We start from the raw sequence: 15,093 nt of genomic DNA on the forward strand, positions 1-15,093 counted from the left end.
GCCCTCCCCTCGCACCGTCGCGTTCGGTATCGATCTACTCCGGACGCTACCGACGACCAGCGACAACGAACAGCGACCAACTCCACTGTTGGGGATGAACGTGCACCAATGATGCCTGTGGATACCTCGCGGCACGATGCACGTGCGGCCCGGGCGGATGTCGAACGCGCGGGAGTCGCCGACAAGCCGAGCAATCCGATCCATCTCGAGGCGGCGCTGCGGCTCACCCGTCCTGGTGCCGTCATCGTCATCGACAACGTGGTGCGGGACGGAGCGGTGGTCGACCCCTCCCTCGAAGCGACCGCCGTTCAGACGGTCGGCGTCAAGGGCTGGGACGGACTCATCGTCCTTCGACGGCGGTAGGCATCGGGCTCGTCCCGTCGACGTCGGTCGTGGTCCATTCGCGAGGGACGACGGTCCCGCTCCCCCAGCCGCGCGCGATCTCGCCGCCCTCGAGGACCTGCACGAGGGACGCGGCCACGCTGATGGCGATGACCTCGGGAGTCTTGCCCGAGATGCCGGGGCTCCCGATGGGGCTGTGGATCGACTCGATCGCGGCGGCGTCGTGGCCGGCCTCGCCCAGCCGCTTCCGGAAGCGCAGCCACTTGGCGCGCGACCCGATGAGGCCGACGCTGCCCAGGTCGCCGCGCGTGATGGCAGCGTCGCAGAGGAACAGGTCTTCGGAGTGGTCGTGACTCATGATCATCACGTGGGAGCCCGCGGGCAGCCCGCGCAGGACGACCTCGGGCGCCGGCGCGTGGTGACGGTGGACGGTGGCGCTCCCGACGACGTCGGCGAGCCGCTCGGCGTCGACCATCTCCGCCCGGCTGTCCACGAGGTGGAGCGAGACGGGCAGACGCGCGAGGATCCGTCCGAGCTCCAGGCCGACGTGCCCGAGGCCGAACACGGCGATCGAGGGTCGGGCGACGAACGGCTCGAGCAGCACGGTGACGTCGCCGCCGCAGCACTGGGTGCCGTGCGCGTTGTCGGCGTGCTCGTTGAGCCCGAACGACATCTGCTCGGGCGCGGTCAGGCCCTCGACGATGACCTCGCGGCCACGCTCGACGACGCTCGCCTCGAGGTTGCCCCCACCGACGCTGCCCCAGGTCCCGTCGACGCCGACCACCATCTTGGCGCCCGACTCGCGCGGGGCGTGCCCGCGCACCGTGAGCACGGTGGCGAGCACGCCGGGCCGCCCCTCCTCGCGGAGGAGCTGCAGCGCGGCGAGCCAGTCCATCAGGCCCCCGCGACCGGGACCGGTGTCGCGCCCGGGCGAGAGGTGTCGCTCCGGGTCGCGGCGCCGTTGGTCTCGGCACCGTTCGTCTCGGCACCGTTCGCGTCGGCGCCGTGGTGCACTCCGGCCGTGGCCGGGGATCCCGGGACGCCGTCGACGTCGTCGCCGGGTGCTCGGGCGGCCTCGATCGCCCAGTAGACGGCCTCGGGGGTCGCGGGGCTCGCGAGCCGCACCTCGCGGCCGCCCGGGCCGAATGCGGCCACCGCCTCGCGCAGCGCCTCGCGCACCGCGAACGCGAGCAGCAGCGGCGGCTCGCCGACGGCCTTGGAGCCGTAGACCACCCCGGTCTCCTCCGCGCGCTCGAGGAAGTGCACGTTGAGCTCCTCGGGCATCTCGGAGAAGCTCGGCAGCTTGTACGTGCTCGCGGCCTGGGTGGCGAGCCGGCCACGCCTGTCGGAGTCCGACTGGTCCCAGACCAGCTCCTCCTGCGTGAGCCAGCCGACGCCCTGGACGTAGCCGCCCTCGACCTGCCCGACGTCGACGAGCGGGGAGAGGCTGTCCCCGACGTCGTGCACGATGTCGGTGCGCAGGAAGCGGTAGGCGCCGTCGAAGCCGTCGACCTCGACCTCGGAGACGGCCACGCCGTAGGCGAAGTACCGGAAGGGCTCACCCTGGAACGTCTTGGCGTCCCAGTGCAGGCCGGGCGTGCGGAAGTAGCCGGCCGCGAACAGCGGCACGCGCTGGAAGTACGCCTTGTGGGCCAGCTCGGCGAACGTCAGCTCGGCGTCGCCCACGCCCAGCGCGGTGACCCGGCTGCCGGAGAACCGCACGTCCTCGGGGTGGCAGTTGAACTGCCGGGCAGCGACCTCGGCCATGTTGCCGCGGATCTGCTCGCAGGCGTTCTTCACCGCACCGCCGTTGAGGTCGGCGCCGGTGCTGGCCGCCGTCGCAGAGGTGTTGGGCACCTTGTCGGTGCGGGTCGGTGCGAGCCGCACGTCCTCGAGGTTGACACCCAGGGCGGTGGCGGCGACCTGCCGCATCTTCGTGTGCAGCCCCTGCCCCATCTCGGTGCCGCCGTGGTTGATGAGCACCGAGCCGTCCTTGTACACGTGCACGAGCGCCCCCGCCTGGTTGAAGGCCGTGAGGTTGAACGAGATGCCGAACTTCACCGGAGTCATCGCGATCGCCCGCTTGGTGAACCGGTGGCTCGCGTTGAACTCGGCCACGCGGGCCGTCCGCTCGGCGTGGTCGGAGGAGTCGAGCGCCTGCTGCCACAGGGCCTCGAGCCGCTCGGCGTGCCGCACGGGCATCCCGTAGGGCGTGGACTGGCCGGGCGCGTAGAAGTTCCGGCGGCGCAGCTCGCCCGGCTCGATGCCCAGCAGCGGGGCGCACCGGCCGAGGATGTCCTCCATGACGAGCGCGCCCTGCGGGCCGCCGAAGCCGCGGAACGCGGTGTTCGACTGCTTGTGGGTCTGCGCGATGCGCCCGTGGATGCGGGCGTCGGGGATGAAGTAGGCGTTGTCGATGTGGCACAGCGCCCGGGCGAGGACCGGCTCGGACAGGTCGAGGGACCATCCGCCGTCGGCCGTGAGGGTGGCGTCCAGCCCCACGATCCTGCCGTCCTCGTCGAACCCGATGTCCCACGTGGCGTGGAAGCCGTGCCGCTTGCCGGTCATCGTCAGGTCCTGCGTGCGGGTGTAGCGCACGCGCACCGGACGGCCCGTGAGCACGGCGCCGAGGGCGGCGACGGCGGCCGGCCCGTTGGCCTGGGCCTCCTTGCCGCCGAAACCGCCGCCCATCCGCAGGCTCTGGACGGTCACGGCGTGGTTGTGCAGGCCGAGGACGTGGGCGATGATCTCCTGCGTCTCCGAGGGGTGCTGGGTGGAGGACTGGACGAAGACCTGCCCGCCCTCGTCGACCTTGGCGAGCGCGGCCTGCGTCTCGAGGTAGAAGTGCTCCTGGCCGGCGAACTCGAACTCGCCGGAGAAGCGGTGGGCCGCGGTCGCGAGGGCCGACTCGGCGTCGCCGCGGACGATCGTCGGCCGCGAGCCCTGGAACGACTCCGTGGCGATGGCCTCCGTCAGGCTGAGCGTGGAGGGCAGCGGCTCGTAGTCGACCTCGACGGCCTCGGCGCCGAGCCGGGCCGCCTCGAGGGTCTCGCCGAGCACCCAGCACACGGCGTGCCCGTGGTGCATGACCTCCGGCGGGAACAGGGGCTCGTCGGCCTTCGTACCGGCGTCGTTGGTGCCGGGGACGTCGTCCGCCGTGAGCACCCGCACGACGCCGGGGACGTCGTAGGCGGGCTCGGGCCGCAGGGACGTGATGCGCGCGTGCGCGTGCGGTGCCTGCACCGGCCAGGCGTGCAGGACGCCGTGCGTGGAGACCGTGAGGTCGTCCGTGTACAGGGCGGTCCCGGTGACGTGCTGGGACGCGCTCTCGTGCGGGACGCTGCGGCCGACAACCGGGTTGACGGGACGCTCGGACAGAGCACTCATCGGGCCACCTCCAGGACCTCGGACGGGCTGTTCTCGACATAGAAGCGGCACAGGGCCTGACCGAGCATCGCGCTGCGGTAGCGCGAGCTCGCACGGTGGTCGTCCATCGGCGTGCCCTCGCCGGACATCACCTGGGCCGCGGCGGAGACGGTCTCCTCGCTCCACGGTCGGCCCCGCAGCGCGTCCTCGGTGGCGAGCGCCCGGACCGGGGTGGCGGCGATGCCGCCGACGCCGATGCGGATGTCCGACACGAGGCCGTCCTCGATCCGGGCGGCGATCGCGACGGCGACGCTCGAGATGTCGTCGAAGCGCCGCTTGGCGATCTTGTAGAAGGCGGTGGTCGGCGCGAGCGACAGCGGGATCCGCACCGCCTTGATGATCTCGCCGGGCTCACGCACCGTCTGGCGGTACCCGGTGAAGTACTCGGCCAGGTCGACCACGCGCTCGCCGCCGCGGGAGGCCAGCACGAGGGAGGCGCCGAGCGCGAGCAGCGCCGGCGGCGCGTCGCCGATGGGCGAGCCGGTGCCGAGGTTGCCGCCGAACGTGGCGCCGTTGCGGATGAGGCGCGAGGCGAACAGCGGGAAGAGCTCGGCCAGGACCGGGATCTCGCCGTCGAGCTCGCGCTCGACCTCCGAGAGCGTGAGGGCCGCCCCGATCTCGACGTGGTCCGGGGTCCGGGTGAGGTCGCGCAGCTCGGCGAGCCGGTCGACCGCGAGCAGCACCGGCGGGCGCGTGTGCCGGAGGTTGAGCTCGACGCCGACGTCGGTCGCCCCGGCCACGATCTGCGCGTCCGGCTGCTCGGCGAGCCGGTCGAGGAGGTCGGTCAGGGTCGCGGGCCGGTGGAACTCGGCCTCGCCCGCGGCGTAGGCCGTGGCGCGGGCCGCGGGCCCGGCGGCGTCGAGGCGCTGCGCGAGCGGGTCCTCCGACTCCGGGGAGCCCAGCGCGTAGGCGGCGTCGCGGATCGGCCGGTAGCCGGTGCAGCGGCAGAGGTTGCCGGACAGGGAGTGGATGTCGAAGCCGTTGGGGCCCGTCTCGTGGGCGTGGGCGTCGCTGGTGTCGGCGGGCACCGCGGCGGTCTCCACGACCGTCGTCGCACCGGCCGGCGTCGATCCCGTGACGGTCCCGACGCTCCCGTCCGTGCCGTCGGAGCCTGCGGCGAGGTTGACCTCGGCGTCGGCCGGTGCACCGGTGCGCTCGGGGCGGTAGTACTCCGCGGCCATCGAGCAGATGAACCCGGGCGTGCAGTAGCCGCACTGCGACCCGCCGCGGTCGGCCATCTCGCGCTGGACGGGGTGCAGGTCCTCGACGGCGCAGGCGCCCTCGGCGGTGCCCAGGCCCTCGCTCGTGACGATCTCCTGGCCGTCGAAGGCCAGCGCCGGCGGGAGGCAGGCGTTGACGGAGGTCCACCGGGTGCGGTCCTCGCCGTCCGGGCGGGCCACGAGTACCGCGCACGCGCCGCACTCACCCTCGGCGCACCCCTCCTTCGCCCCGGTCAGGCCGAGCGAGCGCAGCCAGTCGAGGAGGTTCGTGTGCACGGGGGCGCCGTCGATCTCGCGGTCCTCACCGTTGACGTTCACCGTGATGCGGGCCATTGCTCACTTCCTTGTCGAGCTGCAGCGTCGTGCGTGGGGAGTGCGCATCCCCGGCCGAACGGCCGTCGCGTCCGCGTACGGGGCCTCACGACATCCCCGGCGCGTGCGGTCGACACTACTCTCGCGACACCCGGTCGGCAAGATTCTGGAAGATTAATTTCGTATCGTGAAGTTCAACACGATGGTTGAAATCGCGCGGGTGAGGCGCGCGCGGGGGCCCGTCGGACCGCTCAGCTGCCGCGGTAGGTCGAGTAGGCGAACGGGCTGAGCAGGCAGGGCACGTGGTAGTGGTCGCGACCGGCCTCGACGAAGAAGTCGATCGTCACCGACGGGAAGAACGTCTCCCGACCCTGGGCTCGGAAGTAGTCGCCCGAGGCGAACGAGATGCGGTAGGTGCCCGCCTCGAGCGCCTCGGGGCCGAGGTCGCCGATGCGGCCGTCCTCGTTCGTCGTGCCGCTCGCCACGTCGGTGGCGGCGTCGCCGTCGAGGCGCTGCAGGCGAACGGCGATGCCGGCGGCCGGGACCCCGGTGACGGCGTCGAGGACGTGGGTGGTGACGTGCGAGGTCATGACAGTTCTCCCTGGAGTCGAAGGACGGCGATCTCGCGCAGCTGCTCGGCGGCGACGCGACGTTCGGTGGCGGGGTCGTTGGTCAGGCGCTGCTCGAGGGCGGCGAGGATCTCCTCGGCGTCCCGGCCGGCGGCGCGGATGAGGAAGACGTGGCCGAACCGCTCCTCGTAGGCGAGGTTGCCGGCGCGGAGCCGCTCGGCGACGGAGGCGTCCCCGGCGTCGACCCCGGACTGCTCGCGCGCGGAGTGGGCCGCGTCGGCGTCGTCACCGCTCGCCCGCTCGCCGATGCGCGGGTGGCGGGCCAGGGCGCCGTCGACCTCGCCGTCGGTCCACGGGTCGGCGGCGGTCCGGGCGGCGTGCAGCACGTCGTCGGCACCCGCGTACGGGCGGCCGGCGACGATCTCGTCGGCCCAGCGCGGCACGCGCACGCAGGCCAGGAGCGTCTCGCGGGCGGCGTCCGCGTCGTCGTTGAAGGTGCTCAGGGTGGTCGTCATGCGGCTACCTCGTGATAGTTTCGGATAGCGGAATACAACTTCCGACTATTGCAACGTATGGGCACCGGATCGGCGCTGTCAACAACGATCCTCGCCGATCCGGGGGGCGGACGCCCGCGGGCCCGTGGCAGCATGCCGAGAGAGCCGACCCGGAAGGATCACCGATGACCGAGCCGACGTACTGGGCCACCCACGGCGGCCACCCGCCGCAGACCGACCTGCTCACCGACCGCGCCATGTTCCGCGAGGCGTACGCCGTCATCCCGCGCGGCACCCAGCGGGACATCGTCACCTCGAACCTGCCGCACTGGAGCGGCACCCGGCTGTGGGTCCTCGCGCGCCCGCTGACCGGGTTCGCCGAGACGTTCTCGCAGTACCTCATGGAGGTCTCCCCCGGCGGCGGGTCGCAGCGCCCCGAGGAGGACCCGGACGCCGAGGCCGTCCTGTTCGTCATGGAGGGCGAGCTCACGCTGACCCTGGGCGAGTCCGCGGGCGAGGCAGCCGGAGAGCACCACATGACGCCGGGCGGCTACGCGTTCGTCGCCCCCGGGGAGACCTGGACGGTGGCCAACGACGCCGCGGAGCCCGTGCGGTTCATGTGGATCCGCAAGTCCTACCAGCGGGTCGACGGCGTCGACGTGCCCGAGTCGTTCGTGACCAACGAGCGCGACGTCGAGCCCACCCCGATGCCGGACACCGAGGGCAGGTGGGCCACGACGCGCTTCGTCGACCCGACCGACGTCCGCCACGACATGCACGTGACGATCGTGACGTTCCTGCCTGGCGGCATCATCCCGTTCGCCGAGACCCACGTGATGGAGCACGGGCTGTACGTGCTCCAGGGACAGGCCGTGTACCGCCTCAACGAGGACTGGGTCGAGGTCCAGGAGGGCGACTTCATGTGGCTGCGCGCCTTCTGCCCCCAGGCCTGCTACGCGGGCGGGCCCGCCCCGTTCCGCTACCTGCTCTACAAGGACGTCAACCGGCACGTCCCGCTCGGCCTGGGCGGCATGCACCGGTAGGCGTCAGTCGGCCCCGCGGCGCAGCAGCCGGCCCCGCGGGGTCTCGGCGTCGACCTCGGTTCCGCGCACGAACGTGCGGCGCACCTGGCCGGCGAGCTCCTTGCCGTCGTAGGCGGAGATCGGATTGCGGTGGCGCAGCTCCTTGGCGACCACGACGAACTCCTCGTCCGGTGCGAGCACCGCGAGGTCGGCGTCCTGCCCGGGGGCGATGCGCCCCTTGCGCACCAGGCCCAGCCGGTCCGCGGGGCGGGAGGACATCCACTCGACGACCCGCTCGAGGGCGATGCCCCGGCGGCGGGCCTCGGTCCACACGATCGGCAGCCCGAGCTGGACCGAGGAGATCCCGCCCCACGCGACGGCGAAGTCGCCGCGCTCGAGATCCTTGAGCTCGACGGTCGAGGGCGAGTGGTCGCTGGCCACGTAGTCGATCGTGCCGTCGAGCAGCCCCTCCCAGAGGAGCTCCCGGTTGCTCTCCTCGCGGATCGGCGGGCAGCACTTGTGCGTGGTGGCGCCGTCCGCGACCTCCTCGGCGCTCAGGGCCAGGTAGTGCGGGCAGGTCTCGGCGGTGATGTCGACGCCGTCGGCCTTCGCGCTGCGCAGCATCGGCAGGGCGTCGGAGGAGGACAGGTGCAGGACGTGGCTGCGGCCGCCGGTCCAGCGGGTGCGCTCGACGAGCTGGGCGATCGCCAGGTTCTCGGCGCCGCGCGGGCGGGACGCGAGGAAGCTGCCGTAGCCGGCGCCCGCGGCGGCGGGTGCCCGGCCGATCGAGCGGTCGTCCTCGGCGTGGACGATCATCATCGCGCCGAGGCGGGTCAGCTCGGTGAGGTGCTCCTCGAGCTCGTCGGCCTCGAGGTGGGGGAACTCGTCCACGCCCGAGCCGGACAGGAAGCACTTGAAGCCGAACACGCCGTCCTCGTGCAGGTCCGCGAGGTCCGGCACGTTGCCGGGGACGGCGCCGCCCCAGAAGCCGACGTCGACGAAGACCTGCGGCGCCGCGACGAGGCGCTTGTACTCCAGCGCCGGCCGGTTGACGGTCGACGGGATCGAGTTCAGCGGCATGTCGACGATCGTGGTGACGCCGCCGGCGGCAGCGGCGCGGGTCGCGCTCGCGAAGCCCTCCCACTCGGTGCGGCCGGGCTCGTTGACGTGGACGTGGGCGTCCACGAGGCCGGGCAGGAGGACCTCGTCGTCCGCCAGCTCGATCACGGTGTCGCCGACCAGGCCGGCGCCGAGGGGCTCGACGGCCACGATGCGCCCGTCCCGCACCGCGACCTCGCGCGAGGCGAACCCGTCCGGGCCGTGCACGCGGCGCCCGCGCACGACGAGGTCCGCCGTGCCGTCCTCGCGCCTGCCGGCCGGGCCGTCCTCGCGCGCAGCCGCCTGGCCGTGCTCGGCGAGGTACTCGCGGATCTGGGCGCGGACCCGCTCCGGGTCGTTGACGTCGGCGATGCCGCGCCGGGGCGGGGCGGAGGTCGTCTCGTCGGTCATCTGATCTCCCTCGATCGCTCGGCGGGGCCGTCAACCGACCGCTCCGCGGCTTCCTGCCGGTCCGCCATCATCGCACGCATGGATTCCACTTCGTGAGATCCACCTTCTGCACAACGGAAGCGTAGGCCGACGCAGGAGCGCCGGTCAATCGCCGCGCGACTACCCTCGCACTGCAAGCCCGACGCAGCCCGAGGAGCAGCATGTCGATCGACCCCACCACCCCGGACGCCGGACGGGCCACGGACGTCCTCGCCCGGTTCGTCGCCGACGACGGCGAGCGCCGCAGGAAGGTGCGCCGCCAGCTCCTCGTCCTGCTCGGCTTCACGGCGCTGGCCGTCGTGTGCATCGCCGGCCTCGTCTCCGGGGAGGTCACGCGCCGACTGTTCGCGATCCTCCTGCTCGGCGCGGTCGGCGTGATCGGCGCGGGCGGGACGCTGGTGGCCCTCGTGCGGCTGCGCAACGACCGGCGCACCGGCGAGGACGCGATCGACCTCCTCGTGGAGGACTCCGGCCTCGTCGGTCCGGGCGGCCTGGCGGTCCCGTGGTCCGAGGTGGCCGGCGTCGAGATGTCCGCCGCCGGCGTCGTGCGGATCCTGCTCACCGATCCGCGCACCACCCTGGAACGGACGACGACGCCGCGCCAGGCGGCGGCGGTGCGCACCTCCGACGGCGCGCCGCACGTCCTCGTCGAGCTCGGTGCGCGCGACGCGGACGAGCTCGCCCACCTCCGGGCGGTGCTCGACGCCGAGCTGGCCCCGCGCGGTCAGCGGGTCGGGGAGATCGCCGGCTGACGACCGGAACGACCGAGGCGGCCCCGAGCGACCCTCTACCCTCGGGGACGATGCCGGACCGACCGCCCTCCCCCACCACACCCCGCACGGGCGCCCCGACCCAGGAACGGCTGCACTGGGTCGACGCCGCCAAGGCCGCGGCGATCATCCTCGTCGTCGCCTACCACCTCGGGGGCGCGGGCATGGACCGGCTGCTCCCGAACCCGGACGGCTTCGGCTCGGTGTTCTGGACCCGGGCGAACGACGTGCTCCTGCCGATGCGCATGCCGCTCTTCTTCCTCACCGCAGGCCTCCTCGCGCACCGCGCCGTCCGACGGCCCTGGCCGGTGGTCGCCCGCAGCCGGGTCCTCGTGCTGCTGTGGCCCTACGTGCTGTGGAGCCTGGCGTTCGCCTCCTTCGCCGGCTTCGCCTACCAGCCCGCCGCGCCCGAGGCCTACGCGCTCGACCGGCTCAAGGCGATCCCGTTCGCCGGCACCGCCTACTGGTTCCTCGCCGTGCTCGTCGTGTTCTTCGTGACGGCCAAGCTCCTGCGCCGGTGGCCGGCCGTGGTGCTCGGCCTCACGCTCGTGCTCGCCGCCACGGCCCCCTACCTGGAGCCGGTCATCGAGGAGTCGGTGCCGTCGCTGGCCACCTACGCGGTCGTACGGGTGGCCCGGTACGCGTTCTGGTACTTCCTCGGCTGCTACGCGTTCTCTGCCGTCAAGCGGCTCTCCGAGCTCCCGCCGTGGCCCGTGCTGCTGATCGGCGGGTCCGCCTTCACCGGGCTGACCGCCGTCGCCCTCCTCGCCGGCCTCGACCGGCCGCTGGCGTTCCCGCTGTCCGTCGCCGGGCTGGCCGCGGCGGTCGGCGGCTCGGTCCTGGCCGTGCGCAGCGGCCGGGTGCGGACCGTCTCGCGCTACATCGCCGGGAGAACGCTGCCGATCTACCTCGTGCACCCGGTACTCATCAACCTCGTGGTGCTGGCGGCGTTGCTCCTCGGCGGCCCGCTCCCCCCGAACGACGCGTTGGCGACCTGGCTGACGCCCGTGCTGGTGGCCGTGAGCGTCGCCGTGTCCGTCGTCGTCTACGACGCGGCGATGCGCACGCCCCTGCGGGTCCTCTTCCAGCCGCCGGAGCGGCTCACGGCCGTCCGCGCGTGACGAGCGCGGCGACGGCGTCCGACCACGCGGTCATCTGGTTCTCGGCCCCCAGCTCCCGCGCGGCAGCGGCGGAGCCGGCCTTCCAGCGGGCCACCTCGTCCGCGTCGAGCCGGTCGAGCAGGGCGGTGAGGTCGGCCTCGGTGTACCCCTCGGTCACCGCGCCCAGGCCGTGGCCGTGCACGAGGGCGGCCATCTCGGGGTTCGGCCCCACGACGATGCCGAGACGGGCCTGGACGAAGTCGAAGAACTTGTTCGGCAGCGTCCACTCGAGGTTGAAGGTCACCGGTGGGACGAGGAACAGCCCGACGTCGTAGCCCGCGAGGGTCTCGACGAGCCCGTCGGCCGGGACGGCGTCGTGCAGGGTGACGCGGTCCGAGGTCTCGGCGAGGGCCGCGAGCTCGGCGAGGTAGGTGGGATCGGACGGCATGAGGTAGAGGTCGAGCGTGGCCCCGGAGGTCGAGGCCGTCACGGCGCGCATCATCACCTCGATGGCCCGCACCCGCGTCGCCCCGCCGGAGTGGACGAGGCGCACCGGGGTACCGACCGGCGTCGGGCTCGCGTCCCGGAAGGGGGCGGCGTTGACGACGACGCCGGCGTCGACGCCGTACTCCCGCGCGTACTCCTCGGCCAGGCCGCGACCGACCGTGGTGACGGAGTCGCACAGGGGCAGGAAGGTCCGGATCAGCCACCGGTAGTAGGGCGCGACGAACAGCTTCCAGCGCGGGGACGCCTCGTGCTGGCGCGGCGCGTACTCGTGGAGGTCGGCGTGGACGCCGGCGTTCGGCCGCAGCGCGAGCGCGAGCGGCACGGTGTCGGCGTCGTTGGCGACGACGACGTCGAAGAACCCGGCCGGCAGCTGGTCCCGCAGGTAGGAATTGACCGAGTTCCGTCGGTAGACGGCGGCGAACCGCCGCTGCATGAGCAGCGCCCGGTCCTTGTGCCAGGCGACGAGATCGTCGGGGATGCGGACGTGGGCCGCCACCCCGTCCGGCTCCGGGCCGTAGCCGCACGACGTGACGTCGTAGGTCCGCGCGAGCAGCCGGATCTGCCGCAGCAGCCGGGCGTCGGAGACCAGGGTCGAGTACGAGATCACGAGCACCGACGGTCGCGGGTCCGGCGCGGGGGCGGCATGCGTCATGGCGCCCATGTTCCCACCCGTGGCCCGGGTCGACCGGCACACTGTCGGCATGAGCCCCAGCCTGCGTGACGTCGTGGCCGCCGGCGTGCGGCGCCTCCCGACCGACCGGCGCGAGGCGGTGGAGCGACGCCTGTTCGTCCGTGAGCTCCGCGCGGCCGGCGACCTCGTCCCCTTCCTCCCGGAGGAGCGCCAGGCCGGCCTGCTCGTCGGGCCGACGAACACGGCGGGCCAGGGCTTCCTGTGGGCGCGCGCGGTCGAGGCGCACCTCGCGGGCGTCGCCGCGCGGTCGGTGACGCTGCAGCGGCCCGGCGGAGTCGACCGGTTCTCCTACCCGGCCGACGTCCGGCTGCCGCTCGCGCTGCGCCCGGGACGAGCGGCCTGGCGCGACGGGGTGCTCGCGCGCTTCAGCCACGTCCTGCTCGAGACCGGTTACTCCCCCACCGCGATGACGACGGCGGTGGCGGACGGGGCGGAGATCGCCGCCTACCGGGCGGCCGGCGTGGCACCTGCCGTGGTCCTCCACGGCTCCGAGATCCGGGACCCGGTCCGCCACGCCGAGCTCTACCCGACGAGCCCCTACCGGTCGGCGGTCACGGTCGACGACGACGCGCTGGACCGGATCCGTGCCGCGCAACGGCTCCTCGAGGTCGAGGACCTGCCGATCTTCGTCTCGACGCCGGACCTGCTCGACCTCGCCCCCGGCGCCACGCTGCTGCCGGTCGTCGTCGACGTCGAGGGGTTCGGCGCCCCGCACACGGTGCCGGCGCTCGGCCACCAGCGGCCGATCGTGGTGCACGCGCCGTCGAACCCGGCGCTCAAGGGGACGGCCGTCATCGAGCCGGAGCTCGAGCGGCTCGACGCCGCCGGGCGGATCACCTACCGGCGGCTCGAGGGGGTGGTGCACGAGCAGATGCCGGAGTTCGTCGCCGGCGCGGACATCGTGGTCGACCAGATCCTCCTCGGGGCGGTCGGCGCGCTCGCAGCGGAGGCGATGGCGGCGGGGCGTCTCGTCGTCGGGCACGTGCACGAGCGGGTCCGGTCCCGGCTCGACGGCGAGCTGCCGGTCATCGACGCCACCCCGGAGACCTTCGCGGAGGTGATGGAGGAGATCCTGCGGGATCGCGACCGGTTCACCGAGGTCGCGGCGACCGGCCCGTCATGGGCTCGGACGCACCACGACGGGCGGGCGTCAGCGGCCGCGCTGGCGCCGTTCCTCGGGGTCGCGGAGACCTGGTCCGGTCGATAGCATCAAACCCAAGACTGCTATCATCATGGCATGAAGCAGATCATCACCCGGCTCGACGAGCCGCTGGCCGATGCGGTCAAGGCACACGCCGCCATGACCGGTGAGTCCGTCAACGCATTCGTCACCCGGCTGCTTCGGGCTGCCGTCGACGGCCGACAGGCGTGGAAGGACGAGGCGATCGCTGCCGGACGGTTGACGTCCCGCGCCGCACGACCCGCACCGCACCCCCAACTGGAGGTCTCCACGCCTCCCGGGTACGCGTCGGATCTCGTGTCCGCGGAACGCGACGAGCGGTGATCATCTACATCGACACCAGCGCGCTCGCCCGGGTCTATCTGGGCGACCAGTCCGACTCCGCCCGACTGACACAGGTCGTGTATGAGCACGAGGACCCGGTGATCACCAGCGAGCTGACGGACGTCGAGATCGCGAGCGCGTTCGCACGGGCGACTCGGCAAGGCACGATCGACGCATCCACGGCAGCCACCCTGATGGATCGATATGCCGCCGACACATCCGACATCGGACCCGTCGGTGTCGTCGCCCTGGATGGCGCCACGCTCGCCCTCGCGCAGCGGTATGTCCTCAGCACACCGGTGCGTTCCCTGGATGCGATCCACTTGGCCGCATGTGCGCAGTTCCGCGAGTCAACGCCGGACGAGGTGCGTCTGCTCTCACGCGACCGCCGGCAGAACGACGCGGCCCAAGCGATCGGCATCGCCCTGGCCGACGTCTAGCCTGCCAGCAGCTTCTCGATCGCGGCACCCCACTTCTCGACCTCGGCCTCCGCGGCGAGGTCCTGCGCCACGGCGTGGCTCGCGGCCTTGAATCGCGCGACCTCGTCCCGGTCGAGCCCGGCGAGCGTCGCCTCGATGTCGTCGACCGCGAACCCGCCGGTGACGACGCCGAGGCCGTGCGTCCGGGTGAGCTCCGCCATCTCCGGGCTCGGGCCGGTGACGATGCCGAGCCGCGCCTGCACGAAGTCGAAGAACTTGTTCGGCAACGTCCACTCGAGGTTGAACGTCACGGGAGGCACGACAAAGATACCGGCGTCGTAGCGGTTGAGAGTCTCGACGAGCTCCGCGTACGGGACCGGATCGAGGATGCGGACGTTGCTCGTGGCGGCCGCGAGCTCCTCTAGCTCGGCCAGGTGCGTGGGGTCGGACTTCATGAGGTACATGTCGAGCTCGACGACGTCGGAGGCCCGACCCGCTGCCTCGATCGTCAGTTCGAGGTGCCTGCGCCGCAGCGAGACTCCCGAGTGCACCAGGCGGATCCGCTCACCGACGGTCCCGGGCTCCAGGTCGTAGTAGGGCGTCGCGTTCGTCACCACCTCGACGTCCATCCCGGTGATCCGCTGGTACTCCCGCGCGAGACCGCCGGAGACGGTAGAGAGCGAACGGCACCGGGGCAGGTACCGCTTGCAGAGCGAGAGGTAGTACGGCCCGATCCGGCGGCGCCAGGCGTCCTGCTCCTCGCGCCAGCGCGGGAAGTACTCGTGCATGTCGGCGTGGACCCCGAACCGCGGGCGCGTGCCGAGCGCGACCGGAACGGCCTCGAAGTCGTTGGCGAGGGCGATGTCGAACTCCCTGCCCTTGAGCAGCTCGCGCGCCTTGCGCATACCGCGCTGCGCCCACAGCGCGAGCCGGTAGATGCGCGAGGTGATGAGGCGGCCGTCGAGCTTGTTCGTGTGGGTGAGCGGCAGTTCGATGTGCTCGGCCACGCCCTCGGGCGCCGGCCCGAACCCGCACGTCGTCACCTCGTATCGGTCCGCGAAGTAGCTGACCTGTTTGAGGACGCGGGGGTCGGTCGCGATCTTCGAGAACGAGATGATGAGCATCCGCGTCGGCTGGGTCATGGGCGCGATTGTTCCATCCGGCGCAGC

15 protein-coding genes are annotated in these 15,093 nt (G+C 72.7%); 7 read left to right on the top strand and 8 right to left on the bottom strand.

Features of this window, described 5'->3' with window-relative positions:
• Nucleotides 1-108 precede the first annotated feature (108 nt).
• Nucleotides 109-363 carry a hypothetical protein gene (locus ACPYO4_RS10790; RefSeq protein ID WP_425709242.1) on the top strand — a complete coding sequence of 85 codons (255 nt, stop codon included), beginning with the start codon at nt 109-111 and terminating at the stop codon, nt 361-363.
• Here ACPYO4_RS10790 and xdhC read toward each other — a convergent pair.
• The 5 genes from xdhC to uraD all read right to left on the bottom strand — a co-directional run bounded on the left by xdhC (nt 341) and on the right by uraD (nt 6,384).
• The gene (gene xdhC / locus ACPYO4_RS10795; protein ID WP_425709243.1) at nt 341-1,237 is read right to left on the bottom strand and encodes a xanthine dehydrogenase accessory protein XdhC; all 897 of its coding nucleotides are present in this window, start codon (nt 1,235-1,237) and stop codon (nt 341-343) included. The two genes, ACPYO4_RS10790 and xdhC, sit on opposite strands and share 23 nt — an antisense overlap.
• Nucleotides 1,237-3,729, bottom strand: a complete 2,493-nt coding sequence (xdhB, locus tag ACPYO4_RS10800; RefSeq protein WP_425709244.1) for a xanthine dehydrogenase molybdopterin binding subunit — start codon at nt 3,727-3,729, stop codon at nt 1,237-1,239. Before xdhB ends, xdhC begins: the two co-directional genes overlap by 1 nt.
• Nucleotides 3,726-5,321: a xanthine dehydrogenase small subunit gene (locus tag ACPYO4_RS10805; protein WP_425709245.1), complete on the bottom strand. Its 1,596-nt coding sequence runs from the start codon at nt 5,319-5,321 to the stop codon at nt 3,726-3,728. Before ACPYO4_RS10805 ends, xdhB begins: the two co-directional genes overlap by 4 nt.
• A 230-nt stretch (nt 5,322-5,551) precedes the next feature.
• Nucleotides 5,552-5,890 carry a hydroxyisourate hydrolase gene (uraH, locus tag ACPYO4_RS10810; RefSeq protein WP_425709246.1) on the bottom strand — a complete coding sequence of 113 codons (339 nt, stop codon included), beginning with the start codon at nt 5,888-5,890 and terminating at the stop codon, nt 5,552-5,554.
• Nucleotides 5,887-6,384 carry a 2-oxo-4-hydroxy-4-carboxy-5-ureidoimidazoline decarboxylase gene (uraD, locus tag ACPYO4_RS10815; RefSeq protein WP_425709247.1) on the bottom strand — a complete coding sequence of 166 codons (498 nt, stop codon included), beginning with the start codon at nt 6,382-6,384 and terminating at the stop codon, nt 5,887-5,889. The genes uraH and uraD overlap by 4 nt, the downstream gene beginning before the upstream one ends.
• Nucleotides 6,385-6,548: 164 nt before the next feature.
• Between uraD and ACPYO4_RS10820 the strand changes: the two genes are divergently transcribed.
• Entirely contained in the window at nt 6,549-7,406 is an 858-nt protein-coding gene (locus tag ACPYO4_RS10820; RefSeq protein ID WP_425709248.1) for a bifunctional allantoicase/(S)-ureidoglycine aminohydrolase, read from the top strand.
• Nucleotides 7,407-7,409: 3 nt separating this feature from the next.
• On the opposite strand, the gene allB is transcribed toward ACPYO4_RS10820, so the two are convergent.
• Nucleotides 7,410-8,894: an allantoinase AllB gene (gene allB, locus ACPYO4_RS10825; protein WP_425709249.1), complete on the bottom strand. Its 1,485-nt coding sequence runs from the start codon at nt 8,892-8,894 to the stop codon at nt 7,410-7,412.
• 200 nt (nt 8,895-9,094) lie between these two features.
• Here allB and ACPYO4_RS10830 point away from each other — a divergent pair, with 200 nt between their 5' ends.
• The gene (locus tag ACPYO4_RS10830) at nt 9,095-9,685 is read left to right on the top strand and encodes a hypothetical protein (protein WP_425709250.1); all 591 of its coding nucleotides are present in this window, start codon (nt 9,095-9,097) and stop codon (nt 9,683-9,685) included.
• 50 nt (nt 9,686-9,735) lie between these two features.
• Nucleotides 9,736-10,824 (top strand): acyltransferase family protein, encoded by a 1,089-nt coding sequence (locus tag ACPYO4_RS10835; protein WP_425709251.1) that lies wholly within the window; start codon nt 9,736-9,738, stop codon nt 10,822-10,824.
• Here the strand turns inward: ACPYO4_RS10835 and ACPYO4_RS10840 are convergent.
• Entirely contained in the window at nt 10,805-11,962 is a 1,158-nt protein-coding gene (locus ACPYO4_RS10840) for a glycosyltransferase family 1 protein (RefSeq protein WP_425709252.1), read from the bottom strand. The genes ACPYO4_RS10835 and ACPYO4_RS10840 overlap by 20 nt on opposite strands.
• A gap of 49 nt (nt 11,963-12,011) precedes the next feature.
• On the opposite strand from ACPYO4_RS10840, the gene ACPYO4_RS10845 reads away from it, so the two are divergent.
• Genes ACPYO4_RS10845 through ACPYO4_RS10855 form a run of 3 tightly spaced genes read left to right on the top strand, consistent with a single transcriptional unit; the run spans nt 12,012 to nt 13,945 of the window.
• Complete coding sequence (locus ACPYO4_RS10845) at nt 12,012-13,208, top strand: hypothetical protein (RefSeq protein ID WP_425709253.1); 1,197 nt, start codon at nt 12,012-12,014, stop codon at nt 13,206-13,208.
• 30 nt (nt 13,209-13,238) lie between these two features.
• The gene (locus ACPYO4_RS10850) at nt 13,239-13,505 is read left to right on the top strand and encodes a hypothetical protein (protein WP_425709254.1); all 267 of its coding nucleotides are present in this window, start codon (nt 13,239-13,241) and stop codon (nt 13,503-13,505) included.
• Complete coding sequence (locus ACPYO4_RS10855) at nt 13,502-13,945, top strand: type II toxin-antitoxin system VapC family toxin (RefSeq protein WP_425709255.1); 444 nt, start codon at nt 13,502-13,504, stop codon at nt 13,943-13,945. The genes ACPYO4_RS10850 and ACPYO4_RS10855 overlap by 4 nt, the downstream gene beginning before the upstream one ends.
• Here ACPYO4_RS10855 and ACPYO4_RS10860 read toward each other — a convergent pair.
• Complete coding sequence (locus tag ACPYO4_RS10860; RefSeq protein WP_425709256.1) at nt 13,942-15,066, bottom strand: glycosyltransferase family 1 protein; 1,125 nt, start codon at nt 15,064-15,066, stop codon at nt 13,942-13,944. The genes ACPYO4_RS10855 and ACPYO4_RS10860 overlap by 4 nt on opposite strands.
• Between the last annotated feature and the right edge of the window lie 27 nt (nt 15,067-15,093).

Origin of the sequence: Georgenia sp. Z1491, assembly GCF_049856175.1 — a bacterium.
Lineage (GTDB): Bacteria > Actinomycetota > Actinomycetes > Actinomycetales > Actinomycetaceae > JB111.

What these genes read in the sequence shown, in the direction of transcription:
- ACPYO4_RS10790 (WP_425709242.1), top strand. Translation starts at nt 109, where the DNA reads ATGATGCCTGTGGATACCTCGCGGCACGATGCACGTGCGGCCCGGGCG.
- uraH (WP_425709246.1), bottom strand. Translation starts at nt 5,890, where the DNA reads ATGACCTCGCACGTCACCACCCACGTCCTCGACGCCGTCACCGGGGTC.
- ACPYO4_RS10835 (WP_425709251.1), top strand. Translation starts at nt 9,736, where the DNA reads ATGCCGGACCGACCGCCCTCCCCCACCACACCCCGCACGGGCGCCCCG.
- ACPYO4_RS10830 (WP_425709250.1), top strand. Translation starts at nt 9,095, where the DNA reads ATGTCGATCGACCCCACCACCCCGGACGCCGGACGGGCCACGGACGTC.
- ACPYO4_RS10860 (WP_425709256.1), bottom strand. Translation starts at nt 15,066, where the DNA reads ATGACCCAGCCGACGCGGATGCTCATCATCTCGTTCTCGAAGATCGCG.
- xdhC (WP_425709243.1), bottom strand. Translation starts at nt 1,237, where the DNA reads ATGGACTGGCTCGCCGCGCTGCAGCTCCTCCGCGAGGAGGGGCGGCCC.
- ACPYO4_RS10850 (WP_425709254.1), top strand. Translation starts at nt 13,239, where the DNA reads ATGAAGCAGATCATCACCCGGCTCGACGAGCCGCTGGCCGATGCGGTC.
- xdhB (WP_425709244.1), bottom strand. Translation starts at nt 3,729, where the DNA reads ATGAGTGCTCTGTCCGAGCGTCCCGTCAACCCGGTTGTCGGCCGCAGC.
- ACPYO4_RS10840 (WP_425709252.1), bottom strand. Translation starts at nt 11,962, where the DNA reads ATGACGCATGCCGCCCCCGCGCCGGACCCGCGACCGTCGGTGCTCGTG.
- allB (WP_425709249.1), bottom strand. Translation starts at nt 8,894, where the DNA reads ATGACCGACGAGACGACCTCCGCCCCGCCCCGGCGCGGCATCGCCGAC.
- ACPYO4_RS10805 (WP_425709245.1), bottom strand. Translation starts at nt 5,321, where the DNA reads ATGGCCCGCATCACGGTGAACGTCAACGGTGAGGACCGCGAGATCGAC.
- uraD (WP_425709247.1), bottom strand. Translation starts at nt 6,384, where the DNA reads ATGACGACCACCCTGAGCACCTTCAACGACGACGCGGACGCCGCCCGC.
- ACPYO4_RS10845 (WP_425709253.1), top strand. Translation starts at nt 12,012, where the DNA reads ATGAGCCCCAGCCTGCGTGACGTCGTGGCCGCCGGCGTGCGGCGCCTC.
- ACPYO4_RS10820 (WP_425709248.1), top strand. Translation starts at nt 6,549, where the DNA reads ATGACCGAGCCGACGTACTGGGCCACCCACGGCGGCCACCCGCCGCAG.